This is a genomic window from Sinimarinibacterium thermocellulolyticum, assembly GCF_040327995.1.
GTDB lineage: Bacteria > Pseudomonadota > Gammaproteobacteria > Nevskiales > Nevskiaceae > Solimonas > Solimonas thermocellulolyticum.
In genome coordinates, this window is record NZ_JBEPIJ010000007.1 from 143,848 (window position 1) to 157,113 (window position 13,266).

The 13,266-nt window shown below is 67.2% G+C and carries 8 protein-coding genes; 6 read left to right on the forward strand and 2 right to left on the reverse strand.

Annotation, left to right across the window (positions count from 1 at the left end; all coding sequences use genetic code 11):
* Positions 1-8: 8 nt before the first annotated feature.
* Both ABSH63_RS08185 and ABSH63_RS08190 read left to right on the forward strand, forming a co-directional pair.
* On the forward strand, positions 9-3,146 hold the full coding sequence (locus ABSH63_RS08185; protein WP_352888896.1) for an efflux RND transporter permease subunit: 3,138 nt from the start codon (positions 9-11) through the stop codon (positions 3,144-3,146).
* Between the two features lie 133 nt (positions 3,147-3,279).
* A complete protein-coding gene (locus ABSH63_RS08190) occupies positions 3,280-5,931 on the forward strand; it encodes an efflux RND transporter permease subunit (protein ID WP_352888898.1) in 2,652 nt (883 codons plus the stop codon).
* Between the two features lie 112 nt (positions 5,932-6,043).
* Here the strand turns inward: ABSH63_RS08190 and ABSH63_RS08195 are convergent, their stop codons facing one another.
* Positions 6,044-6,916, reverse strand: a complete 873-nt coding sequence (locus tag ABSH63_RS08195; protein ID WP_352888900.1) for an SDR family NAD(P)-dependent oxidoreductase — start codon at positions 6,914-6,916, stop codon at positions 6,044-6,046.
* Positions 6,917-6,962: 46 nt separating this feature from the next.
* Positions 6,963-8,162 carry an acyl-CoA dehydrogenase family protein gene (locus tag ABSH63_RS08200; protein ID WP_352888901.1) on the reverse strand — a complete coding sequence of 400 codons (1,200 nt, stop codon included), beginning with the start codon at positions 8,160-8,162 and terminating at the stop codon, positions 6,963-6,965.
* 199 nt (positions 8,163-8,361) lie between these two features.
* Between ABSH63_RS08200 and ABSH63_RS08205 the strand changes: the two genes are divergently transcribed.
* The 4 genes from ABSH63_RS08205 to ABSH63_RS08220 are packed head-to-tail and all read left to right on the forward strand — an operon-like array spanning position 8,362 to position 13,256.
* Positions 8,362-9,144 (forward strand): enoyl-CoA hydratase-related protein, encoded by a 783-nt coding sequence (locus ABSH63_RS08205; protein ID WP_352888903.1) that lies wholly within the window; start codon positions 8,362-8,364, stop codon positions 9,142-9,144.
* Positions 9,145-9,146: 2 nt separating this feature from the next.
* Positions 9,147-10,970, forward strand: coding sequence for an acyclic terpene utilization AtuA family protein (locus ABSH63_RS08210; RefSeq protein ID WP_352888904.1), 1,824 nt, complete (start codon positions 9,147-9,149; stop codon positions 10,968-10,970).
* A 4-nt stretch (positions 10,971-10,974) separates the two neighbouring features.
* Positions 10,975-11,724 (forward strand): TetR/AcrR family transcriptional regulator, encoded by a 750-nt coding sequence (locus ABSH63_RS08215; RefSeq protein WP_352888905.1) that lies wholly within the window; start codon positions 10,975-10,977, stop codon positions 11,722-11,724.
* Complete coding sequence (locus ABSH63_RS08220; protein WP_352888906.1) at positions 11,721-13,256, forward strand: acetyl-CoA carboxylase biotin carboxylase subunit; 1,536 nt, start codon at positions 11,721-11,723, stop codon at positions 13,254-13,256. Before ABSH63_RS08215 ends, ABSH63_RS08220 begins: the two co-directional genes overlap by 4 nt.
* Positions 13,257-13,266 lie beyond the last annotated feature (10 nt).

The window sequence follows — 13,266 nt, forward strand, 5'->3', positions numbered from 1 at the left end:
GCGCCGCCATGCAATTCACCGACATCTTCATCAAGCGTCCGGTGCTGGCCACGGTGGTCAGCCTGGTCATCCTGCTGCTCGGGCTGCGCGCCGGCTTCGACCTGACGATCCGCGAATATCCAGAGCTGCAGAACGCGCAGATCAACATCAGCGTCGCCTATCCGGGCGCGGAGGCCGAGCTGATGGAGGGTTTCATCACGACGCCGCTGGAGCGCGAGATCGCGACCGCCGACGGCATCGACTTCATGACCTCGAGCACCGCCCAGGGCATCACCACGATCACCGCGAATCTTCGGCTGGACAAGGACCCCAACGAGGCCTTGACCGAGATCTCGGCCAAGGTCAACAAGCTGCGTCGGCAGTTGCCGGAAGGCTCCGAGGATCCCGTCGTCGAGATCGGCGAAAGCGGCGGCACCGCGGCGATGTACATCTCGGTGTACTCCAAGGTGCTCGACAAGAGCCAGATGACCGACTATTTGATCCGCGTGGTGGAGCCGCAGCTGTCGACGATTCCCGGCGTCGAGCGCGCCGACATCCAGGGCGCACGCACCTATGCGATGCGCGTCTGGCTCAAGCCCGACCGGCTCGCCGCGCACAACCTCACCGCGAGCGAGGTCTACGCGCGCATCCGCGAGCAGAACGTGCTCTCGGCGGTGGGCGAGGCCAAGGGCAACTACGTGCGCATCGGCCTGTCGGCGCAGACCGATCTGCGTACGCCCGAGGAGTTTCGCCGACTCGTGTTGCGTAGCGACGGTGACGACATCGTGCGCCTGGGCGATGTCGCCGACGTCGTGCTCGGTGCCGAGAACTACGACGGCGGCGCCGGTTGGAACGGCGACCCGGCGCTGTTCATCGCCATCTACGTGCGTCCCGAGGCCAATGTGCTGGAGGTGATCGAGCGCGTGCACGAGGTCTTCCCGGCCATCCAGCAGGCGCTGCCCGAGGGACTCGACGCCGTGATCGGCTATGACTCGACCGAGTACATCCGCGAAGCGATCGCCGAGGTGCGCACGACGCTGATCGAGGCGGTGCTGATCGTGCTCGTCGTGATCTTCCTGTTCCTCGGCTCGGTGCGCAGCGCGCTGATTCCCGCCGTCACGGTGCCGCTGTCGCTGATCGGCGCGCTGTTCCTGATGTACCTGATGGATTTTTCGATCAACCTGTTGACGCTGCTGGCGATGGTGCTGGCGATCGGCATGGTCGTCGACGACGCGATCATCGTGCTCGAAAACGTGCACCGTCACATCGAGGAGGGCATGAGCCCCTTCGATGCGGCGATCAAGGGCGCGCGCGAGCTGGTCGGTCCGGTGATCGCGATGACCATCACGCTGGTCGCGGTCTATGCGCCGATCGGCTTTCTGTCCGGCATCACCGGCAAGCTGTTCAGCGAGTTCGCGTTCACGCTCGCCGGCGCGGTGCTGATCTCCGGCGTGATTGCGCTAACGCTGACGCCGATGATGTGTGCGCGCCTGCTCAAGCCGACGCACGGCGAGGGCGCGGAGCCGAACAAGCTCGCCGACTGGCTCGACGCCAAGTTCGAGCTGTGGCGCCAGGGCTACAAGCGGCGTCTGCACGGCGCGCTCGACACGCGCCACGTCATCGGCGTGTTCGGCTTGATCGTGCTCCTGTCGTGTGGATTTCTCTACGTGTCGACCCCGGCCGAGCTGGCGCCGCGGGAAGACTTCGGTTTTGCGTTCTCGATCAACGAGGTCGACGGCTACGCCTCGCCGGAGTACCTCGAAGAGCAGTTCCAGGCGGCGCAGAAAATCACGCTCGACGACCCCGACGTCGACAACATCTTCACGTTCAGCATCTCCAACGGCAACGCCACCAACACCGCGTTCATGGGCATGGTGATGCGCAACTGGACCGAGCGCGAGCGCTCGACGCCGACGATCCTCGCCGAGCTGCAGCAGAAGCTGAACCAGCTTCCCGGCATGCGCTGGACCGGCATCCAGCCGCCGGCGCTGCCGACGCCGGGCCAGGGCTATCCGGTGGAGTTCGTGATCAAGTCCACGGCCTCGCCGGAGGTGGTCGCGCGCATCGGCGATCAGATCGTCGAGCGCGCCGAGGCGACCAAGAAGTTCTTCTTCATCGGCCAGCGCCTGCTGATCGACCGTCCGGAGACGCGCATCGTCATCGATCGCGACAAGGCGGCGATGCTCGGTGTGGACATGGCGCGCCTCTCGGCGGATCTGGCGGCGCTGCTCGCCGGCGGCGAGGTCAACCGCTTCGCCTACGACAGCCGCTCGTACAAGGTGATCCAGCAAGTCACGCGCGGCGAGCGCATCAATCCGCAGCAGCTCGAGGGTTACTATACGCGGGCGCGAAACGGCGAGCTGATTCCGCTGTCGACGCTGGTCACGCTGGAAGATCGGGTGATGCCGCGCACGATCGAGCATTTCCAGCAGCTCAACTCCAACACCCTGATCGCCGTACCGCGCCCGGACATCCCGCAGGGCGAGGCGCTCAAGGTGTTCGAGGATCTGTTCGCGGAGCTGGCGCCGGCCAACTTCCAGACCGACTACGCCGGCGCCTCGCGCCAGTTCAAGCAGGAGGGTACGGCGCTGGCGACGACCTTCGTGTTCGCGCTGGTGCTGATCTATCTGGTGCTGGCGGCGCAGTTCGAATCGTTCCGCGATCCGCTGATCATGCTGGTGACGGTGCCGATGTCGATTTGCGGCGCGCTCTTGCTGCTCAACATCTTCGCCATCACCAACGGCATGCAGCTCACCGATTTCCCCGGCATGACGCTGAACATCTACACGCAGGTGGGCCTGGTCACCTTGATCGGCGTGATCTCCAAGCACGGCATTCTGATCGTGGAGTTCGCGAACAAGCTGCAGGAACGGGGCATGGGCAAGCGCGAAGCGATCGAGGAGGCGGCGTCGATCCGCCTGCGCCCGGTGCTGATGACCACGGCGGCGCTGGTGATCGCGATGGTCCCGCTGCTGCTGGCCGAAGGCCCCGGCGCGGGCGCACGCTTCTCGATCGGCCTGGTGATCGCCGCCGGCATGACCATCGGCACGCTGTTCACGCTGTACGTGGTGCCGGCGATGTATCTGTACATCGGCCGCGACTACGCGGCGGTGGCGGCGAGGCCGGCGGCCGGGGCGCACGCGACCGCCACGGCCACGGCGCATTGATCCGGAATCGTCCGCACGTTCCGAGACGGGCCCGTTCGCGGGCCCGTTCTCGTTTGTGCGACTTGCTCCGCTCAGACGAGTCCGCACGACCCCGCGTTTTGGGACACTGGGTGAGCGACTCCGGGAGCCTCTTATGCGCCTGAACGCCGATACCCTCGTGCGCGTCGTCGAGCCGGCGCTGTTTGCACCGCGCGGGCGGCGTATCAGCGTCGTGCTGCTGGTGCTGATGACGATGCTGATGGCGGCGCAGGCACTGCGCCTTGAGCCGGACGCGAGCTTCGCCAAGACGGTGCCGTCCGATCATCCCTACATGAAGGTGTTCGAGCAATACCGCGGCGACGTCGGCGGCGCCAACGCGGTGCTGGTCGCGCTGCTGCAGGACGACCCGGCCGACGGCGAAATCTACAACGAGCGCTTTCTCGCCAGCCTCAAGCTCGCGACTGCCGAAGTCGAGTTCACGCGCGGCATCGACCGTACCACGCTGTCGTCGATCTTCACCCGCAACGTGCGCTTTCTCGAAGTGGTCGAGAACGGCGGCTTTCGCGCCGAGGACGTGATTCCTGCGGATTACGCCCCCTCGCCGCAGATGTTCGCGCTGATCCGCGAGCATGTCGGCAAAGCCGGCGTCATCGGCCGGCTGGTCGCCAACGACCAGCGCGGGGCATTGGTCCATGCCGAGGTGCTCGAACGCGACCCGGAAACCGATGCCGGCACCGACCTCGTCCACGTCGCCGAGCATCTCGAAGACCAGGTGCGCGGCCAGCTCACCAGCCCGGACAAGTACGTGCTGCGGCTCGGCCGCGACTATGCGCACCTGCCGGCCGGCAGCATCGTCGCCGAGCGCTACAGCGATCCGGGCTGGCGCCGCTGGTGGCGCGACTATGCGGTGCACGACCGCGACGAGGTCGGCGGCAAGCGCGTGGTCGAGGTGCCGGGGCGGCTGCTGACGGTCGAGCGCGTCGACAACCCTGCGTATCACCCGGGTTTGTCAGTGCACATCATCGGCTTCGCCAAGGTCGTCGGCGACGTCTTCGCCGCCAGTGCGCAGGTTGCGCTGTTCTTCGTGCTGACCCTGCTCGGCACCTTCGTCGCGCTGTGGGTCTATCTGCGCGACCTGCGCCTGGCCTGGCTACCGATGCTGTGCGCCATCGTCGCCGTGGTCTGGGAGCTGGGCCTGTTGCGCAGCTTGGGCTTCGGTCTCGATCCCTTTGCGATCATGGTGCCGTTTCTGGTGCTGGCGATCTCGACCTCGCACGGCGTGCAATACGTGAACGTCTGGACCGACGAGATCGCGCGCGGCCGCGCGCCCTTCGAAGCCTCGCGCCAAACCTTCCGGCGCCTGTTCATCCCCGGCAGCATCGCGCTGATCACCAACGTCGCCGGATTTCTCACGATCGCGCTGGTGCCGATCGGCGTGATCCGCGAGATGTCGATCCATGCCTGCCTGGGCATGCTCGCGGTGATCGTCACCAACAAGCTGATGATGCCGATCTGGCTGTCGCGGCTGCGCGTGCGTGACCTCGACGCCTTGCGCGCGCGTCGTGCGCGACTCGCCAAGGCCGGCGAAGCCCTGTGGCAGCGCATGGCGGTGGTGACCACGCGCCCGGTCGCCGCGGGCCTGCTGTCGTTCGCGGCCGCAGTGCTCGCCTTGAGCTGGCATCTGCAGTCCGGGCGCATCACCGGCGATGCGCAGACCGGCGTGCCCGAGTTGCGGCCGGACTCGGTCTACAACCGCGACTCGCGCGCGATCGCCGCGCACTTCGACATCGCCACCGACGTATTGACCGTCATCGCCGAAGCCGATCCATGGTCGTGCATCGAATACGACGCGCTCGAACAGATCGACCGCTTCGCCTGGCATCTGCGCAATGTCGAGGGCGTGCGCTCGTCGCGTGCACTGCCGGACGTCGCGCGCCGCGTCTATGCCGGCTTCTGGGAAGGCCACATCAAGCAGCAGGTGCTGCCGCGCAATCGCGATTCGCTGGTGCTCGCGACCAAGCCGGTCGAGACGCGCAGCGGCCTCATCAACGTCGATTGCAGCGCGATGCCGGTCTATCTATACACCGCCGACCACCGTGCCGAGACGATACGGCGCATCACCGCCGCCGTGCACCGCTTCAACCAGGCCAACGCCGATGAGTTCTACGCCGCGCACCCCGAAGCCGACGCTTCCGCCTGCGCGCAGCGTCTGGCGCTGCGCCGCAGCGGCGAAGTCGCGCAGCAGCCGCTGGCCTGCCCGGTGCACTTCGCGCTCGCTTCGGGCAACGTCGGCGTGATGGCGGCGACCAACGAGGTCATCGAAGCCAACGAGCTGCGCACGGTGCTGTGTGTCTACGCGGTGATCGGCGTGCTGCTGATGCTGTCGTACCGCTCGCTCGCCGGCGTCGTCATCATCGGCCTGCCCTTGTTCCTGGTCACGATCTTCGCCAACGCGCTGATGGCGGTCGCCGGCATCGGGCTCAAGGTGGCGACGCTGCCGGTGGTGACGCTCGCCGTCGGCATCGGCGTCGACTACGGCATCTACGTCTACGACGTGCTGCGTCACCAGCTCGACGATGCGCGCCAGAACCTGCGCGAGGCCTACATCGCGACGCTGCGCCAGACCGGCAAGGCAGTGATCTTCACCGGCCTTTGCCTTGCCGGCGGCGTCTTCGCGTGGCTGTTCTCTGGCCTTCAGTTCCAGCGCGACATGGGCCTGCTGCTGGTGGTGATGTTTCTCGCCAACATGCTCGGCGCGGTCCTGCTGGGCCCTGCGATCGCGCGTTGGGTGTTGGCGCGGACCTGAGCAAAGACCGTCCAAGTCAAAGCGGCGCCACGACACGCCGCGCACGAGGACCGCACACGGCGGCTCGTCCGGTGTGACCGAGTCGCGGTTCTCGGCGGTTCAGACGCAGCGTTCAGGGCAGGCGATAGTAGTCCGGGCGACCGGCGGTCCACAGCTCGCCCCAGAGCTTGCCGCCGCCGTCGACGGTCAGCACTTCGCCGGTGATGAAGCTGCCGCTCGACGCCGACAGGTAGATGCAGGCCTGGGCGATCTCCATCGGCGTGCCGGGGCGCTTGAGCGGGTTGGCGAGCGGGAACTCGCGCTGCGCCTCGCCTGGATAGACGCGCAGACCTTCGGTGGCGGTCAGGCCCGGGGCGACGCAGTTGACTCGGATGCCCAGCGGCGCCCATTCGACCGCGACCGTGCGCGTCGCGCCGATAATGCCGGCACGCGCGGCCACGGTGTGGGCCACGCCCGGCATGCCGCGCTCGACGACGACGACGATGTTGCAGATCGAGCGCAGCATCCTCGCCGCGGCATCGCCCTGATCGCGCCAGTAGCGCGCGGCGCGCTGCATCATCAGCCAGGTGCCGTTGAGGTTGTTGTTGATGACCGCGCTCCAGCCCTTGGGTGAAAAATCGATCGCCGCCTGCGGAAACTGGCCGCCGGCGTTGTTGACCGCGCAGTCGATGCGCCCATAGTGCGCATGTGCCTGCGCGAACAGCGCATCCACCTGCTCCGGTTCGCGCACGTTCGTCGGCACGACGAGGACCTCGCCGCCTCGCGCACGCACGAAGTCGGCGACGGCTTCGAGCTTCTCGGGCGTGCGCCCGCAGATCACGAGCCGTGCGCCAAGGCGTGCGAACAGCAGCGCCACCGCGCGGCCGATACCGCTGCCGGCGCCGGAAACCAGCGCGACCTTGCCGGCGAACAGGTCGGCGCGGTAGACGGTGTCCGCCGCCCACAGGGCTGCGGGATCGTTGAGGGCGTCGATGTCGAGGTTCATGCGGTGATCCGGAGCCCCTCTCCCGCAAGCGCGAGAGGGGATATGACTACGCGCTCAGCATCTCCTTGCTGATGATCATCTTGCGCACCTCGGAGGTGCCGGCGCCGATCTCCAGCAGCTTGATGCTGCGGTAAAGACGGTTGATCTCGCTCTCCCAGATGTAGCCTGAGCCGCCGTGCACCTGCACTGCGTCGTTGAGCACCTGGTTCAGCGTTTCGGCGACGAACAGCACGCCGGCGGCGGTGAGCTTGTGGATCTCGCCGCGGCCGCCTTCGTCCTCGCCGATCACGTTGGCCGCCCGCAGCACTTGGTAGGTGTACAGGCGCATGGCTTCGACGCGCGTGTACATCTCCGCGAGCTTGGCCTGGATCATCTGGAAGTCCGCAATCGGCCGCCCGAACTGCTTGCGCTGGCGCGCATAGTCCAGCGCCAGGGATAGCGCGCGCTCGGCGATGCCCAGGCAGATCGGCGAGATCATCGCGCGTTCCAGATCGAGGCCGGACATCACCACCTTGACGCCGCGATTCTCCTCGCCGACGAGGTTCTCCGCCGGTACGCGGCATTCGTCGAACACCAGTTCGGCGGTCTGCGAGCCGCGAAAGCCCATCTTGATCAGCTTCTGCGCGACCTTGAAGCCGGGGAAGTCCTTTTCGACGATGAAGGCGCTGATGCCCTGTGCGCCCTTGTCTTTGTCGGTCTTGGCGTAGACCAGCAGCACGTCGGCGACCGGACCGTTGGTGATGTAGATCTTGCGCCCGTTGAGAATGTAGTGATCGCCTTCGCGGCGCGCGGTGGTGCGCATCGAGCCGAGCGCATCCGAGCCGGCGCCGGGCTCGGTCAGGCCGAGGGCGCCGATCGCCGTGCCCTTCACCAGGCCGGGCACGTATTTCTTCTTCTGCGCCTCGTTGGCGTTGCGCAGGATGTTGTGCAGGCACAGGTTCTCATGCGCGACCCAGGCAAGCGCGAGCGCATGATTCCAGCGCGCCAAGGCTTGCAGGATGAGCCCGCTGGTGAAGACGTCGAGCCCTGCGCCGCCCAGTTCCGGCGGGGCGGTGATGCCGAAGTAACCCATGGCGCCGATCTTCGGGAAGATGTCCTCGGGCCACCATTCCTCGTCGTCCATGCGTTGCGCCAACGGATAGGCCTCGGCCTGGGCGAAGCGGTCGGCCTGCGTGAGGATTTCCATCTCGTCGGCGGACAGGCCGGTGAAGGCCTGCATGACGCTCGGTCGGTCGGTGCGGGACATGCGCGATCTCGGGCATTGGTGAGTGAAACTTACCCGAGTCTAGGTCGGCGCTCATCACGCGTCTATCGTCCATTTGATCGATACGGAGCGCGGAGCTGCGCGGCAACATCTGGACAGGCGGCGAGCGCATAAGTGAGGATGACTTACCAGCGCGCCGCGGCGCGTTCCCTCTCGTTCCGGATTGCAGACAGGAGTTGCCATGTCCGAGCCCGTTCTGATCGAGCGCAAAGGCGCCGTGCAGTGGATCACGATCAACCGCGAAGAGCGCCGCAATGCGCTCAACGAGGAGGTTGTGCGCACGATCGAGCGGGCCATCGCCGCCGCCACCGAGGGCGGCGAGGTGCGCGCGATCGTCATCACCGGTGCGGGTGACAAGGCCTTCTGTGCCGGCGCCGACCTCGCCAAGGGCACCCAGGGCTTCGCCTTCGCCGTCGACTTTTCGCGGCCCAAGCACTACATCGTCGATCTGTTCAAGCGCCTCGAGGAGTGCACGCTGCCGGTGATTGCGCGTGTCAACGGCCACGTCATGGCCGGCGGCTTCGGCCTGCTGTGCGCCTGCGACATGGCGATCGCCGCCGACGACATCCGCATCGGCACCACGGAAAGCAGAATCGGCCTCACGCCGATGATGATCCTGCCGTACATGATGCGCATATTGCCGCCGCGTAAGCTCCAGGAGATGTGCATCACCGGCGAGCAGTTCAGCGCCGCCGAGGCGCTGGAGTGGGGCGTGCTCAACTACGTGGTGCCGCGTGCCGAACTCGATGCCAAGCTCGACTGGCTGCTGTCGCGCATCACCGACAAATCCCCCACGGCGATCCGCCTCGGCAAGCAGGCCTTCCACGCCATGCGTGACATGAGTCTGCGCGAGGCTCTGGAGTACGCGCAGGCGATGGTGCCGGTGATGTCCTCGACCGAGGATGCCAAGGAAGGCCTGGCCGCGTTCCAGGAAAAGCGCGCGCCCAAGTTCACCGGGAACTGAGCATGCGCGAGATCGTTCGTATCGGCTGCGGTGCCGGTTTCTGGGGCGATTCGGCGGAAGGCCCCAAACAGCTCGTCGATTCCGGAGCGATCGACTACCTGATGCTCGACTATCTCGCCGAGATCACGATGTCGTTGCTGGCGCGTGCGCGCGCCAAAGACCCGGCTGCCGGCTACGCGACGGATTTTCCGGCGGTGCTGGCCGCGCTAGCGCCCAAACTCAAGGCGCGGGGCATCAAGGTCGTCACCAATGCTGGCGGCGTCAATCCGCTCGCCTGCAAGGCGGCGATCGACGACAAGCTCAAGGCGCTGGGTCTCGACCTCAAGGTGGCCATCGTCACCGGCGACGATCTGCTGCCGCGCGCCGCCGAGTTCGCCGACGTCAGGGAAATGTTCAGCGGTGCGCCCATGCCCGCCAAGCCGTGGAGCATGAACGCCTATCTCGGCGCCTTCCCGATCGCCCATGCGCTCGGTCGCGGCGCCGACATCGTGCTCACCGGGCGCTGCGTCGACAGCGCGCTGGCGCTCGGTCCGCTGATTCACGAGTTCGGCTGGCAGGCCGACGATTACGACAAGCTCTCCGCCGGCAGCCTGGCCGGTCACATCATCGAATGCGGCGTACAGGCCACCGGCGGCATCATCACCGACTGGAAGGACGTGGCCGACGACTGGGACCGCATGGGCTTTCCGATCGCCGAGTGTCGCGCCGACGGCAGCTTCGTCGTCACCAAGCCGGCGAACACCGGCGGGCGCGTGACGCCCGAGACCGTCGCCGAACAGATCGTCTACGAAATCGGCGATCCGGCCGCCTACCTGTTGCCGGACGTGAGCTGCGACTGGCGCGAGGTGCGGCTGCGCCAGGTCGGCGACGATCGCGTCGAGGTGCGCGGCGCGCGCGGCGAGGCACCGCCGTCGCATTACAAGGTCTCGGTGACGTATCAGGACGGCTTTCGCTGCAACATGACGATGATGATCGGTGGCGTCGATGCCGTGGCCAAGGCCGAGGCCGTCGCCGCGGCGATACTCAGGCGCACGCGGCGCATGTTCGCCGAGCGCGGCTTGGGCGACTACACGCGCACCGACGTCGAGGTGCTGGGCAGCGAGGCCAACTGGGGCGCCCATGCGCGCCGCCGCGACACCCGCGAGGTCATCCTCAAGCTCAACGTCCACCACCACGACAAGACCGCACTGGAGATCTTCGGCCGCGAATGCATTCCGCCGGCGACCGCGATGGCGCAGGGCATCACCGGCTTTGCCGGCGGGCGCCCGGCGCCGACGCCGCTGGTGCGGCTGTTCTCCTGTCTGGTGCCGAAGGACGCGGTGAGAATCGAAGTGGACGGTTCTCCGTTTCGGGTCCCCTCCGCCGCCGGCGGCAGAGCGTGCCCCGAAGGGGCGAAAGAGGGCACCGGCACGGCTGGCGCTCCGCCGCCCGCGGCAGCGGCCCGCTCGCGTGGAACACATGCGTCCGACCCTCTGCCGCCGGCGGGGGAGGGGAGTAGAACCGTGCCCCTCATCACCATCGCCTACGGCCGCTCCGGCGACAAGGGCAATGCCGCGAACATCGGCGTGCTCGCGCGCAAGCCCGAGTTCTTACCGATCCTGCGCGAACAGCTCACCGCCGAGGCGGTGAAGCGCTACTTCGCGCACTTCGTCGAAGGAAAGGTGCAGCGCTTCGAGATCCCGGGCTTGCACGGCTTCAACTTCCTGATGTGGGATGCGCTCGGCGGCGGCGGCATCGCCTCGCTGCGCCACGACCCGCAGGGCAAGATGCTGGCGCAGGTGCTGATGGACTTTCCGATCCACGTGCCGGCGGACCTGCTCGGCTGATGCGATGACACGCAAATCGCCAGTCGTCCGTGGGCAAGCGCCGCGCCGCGCGCGCGAGCAGCGCGTCGACGAGATCCTCGTCGCCGCGCGTGACGTGTTCTGCGAGAAAGGCTATGAAGCCACCGCCGTCGCCGAGATCGCGGCGAGGCTGGGCGTCGTCGAGGGCACGATCTACAAGTACTTCGCCACCAAGCGCGAGCTGCTGCTCAAGGTGCTCGAATACTGGTACGAACAGCTCTTCGGCGACTACCGGCGCGATCTGGACCGCGTGCGCGGCCACCGCGCGCGCCTGCGTCTGCTGATCTGGCGTCACCTGTGCACGGTGCGCGACTGGCCGCTGCTGTGCCGGCTGATGTTCCGCGAAGTGCGCAGCGAGGACGACTATCGCGGCACGACGCTGCACGCGCTGAATCGTCGCTACACGCAGGTGTTGATGGACGTGATCGCCGACGGCCAAGCCGCAAGGGTGTTCCGTGCCGATCTGCCGCCGGCGCTGTTGCGCGATCTGGTTTACGGCGGCATCGAGCACTGCACCTGGCGCTACACCGCCGACACCGCGGCCGCCGGCGCCCGTCGCGGCGCGCGGCGCGGCACGCTCGACGTGGACACGCTCGCCGATCAGCTCACCGCCATCGTCTGCGACGGCATCGAAACACCCGGACGTGCAGCGCGATACCGCGACGCCGAACAGTTGCGGCGCATCGCCGCGCGCCTCGAAGCCTTGCAACCGGCATCCCATGGGGAACGAGCATGAATCTTCTGACACCAGCCGATCACGACTGGCCGGCGCTGCGTGAACGCGCGGCGCGCTGGCCGTTCTCCACCGTGCTCGTCGCCAACCGCGGCGAGATCGCGGTGCGCGTGTTGCGCACCGTGCAGAAGCTGGGCCTGCGCGGTGCGCTCGTCTATCACGCGGCCGATCGCAACACCGCGGCAGTTGGCATGGCCGACCAGGCGATCGAGATCAGCGGCGCGACGCCGGTCGGCGCCTATCTGGATGGGGCGCAGATCATCGCGGCGGCCAAGGCCTGCGGCGCCGGCGCGATCCACCCGGGCTATGGTTTTTTGTCGGAGAACCGGGGCTTCTGCGAGGCGGTGGAGGCCGCGGGCATCCGCTTCGTCGGCCCGACGCCGGAACAGATCGAGCTGATGGGCGACAAGGTGCGCGCGCGCAATTTCGTCGAGAAGGCCGGCTTTCCGGTCGCGCCGAGCGCGATCGAGGACGATGATCCATCGAGCTTCGTCGAACGCTCGCGCAAGGTCGGGGCGCCGCTCTTGATCAAGCCCAGCGCCGGCGGCGGCGGCAAGGGCATGCGCATCGTGCGCGATCTGTCGCTGCTCGAAGCGGAAATCGAGCGCGCGCGCTCGGAAGGCCAGCGCTACTTCGGCGATGGGCGCCTCTATTGCGAGCGCTACATCGAAAACCCGCGCCACATCGAGGTCCAGGTGCTGGGCGACGGGCAGGGGAGTGTGGTGCATGTGTTCGAGCGCGAGTGTTCGGTGCAGCGCCGCTTCCAGAAGATCGTCGAGGAGACGCCGTCGCCGGCGCTTTGTGAGGCCAAGCGCCGCGAGATCTGCGAGACCGCGGCCGGCATCGCGCGTTCCATCGGCTACCGCAACGCCGGCACCGTGGAGTTCATCTTCGGGCCCATGGGCGAGTTCTACTTCCTGGAGATGAACACGCGGCTGCAGGTGGAGCACCCGGTGACCGAGGAGATCACCGGCATCGACCTCGTGCTGCAGCAGTTGCGCATCGCCGCCGGCGAGACGCTCGACTGCACGCAGGACGACATCAAAGCACGGGGTCACTCGATCGAACTTCGTATCTACGCCGAGGACGCCGCGCGCGGCTACACGCCGACCACCGGGCCGATCCTCGTGCTGCATCCGCCGCGGGGTGAGGGCGTGCGCTGGGACTGCGGCGTGCTGCGGGGCGGCGAAGTGACCTCGGCCTTCGATCCGATGATCGCCAAGCTCATCGTGCGCGGTGCGGATCGCGCCGATGCGATCGCGAAAGCCGACAAGGCGCTGAGGGAGACCGTACTTCTCGGCTGCAAGACCAACACCGCCTTCCTGCGACGCCTGATCGCGCACCCGGCCTTCGTCGCCGGCGATGTTCACACCGGCTTTCTCGATGCCAATCCGCAGATCGCCGCCGAGCCGGAACTGCCGGCTGAAACCGTGCAGGCCCTGCTCGCCGCGGCAAGCCTGAGCACGCGGCCGATGCGCGACGTCGCCGATGCGGTGCCAGACCTGCACGCGGCGATGGGCAGCTGGCGCAATTAAGGACATCACC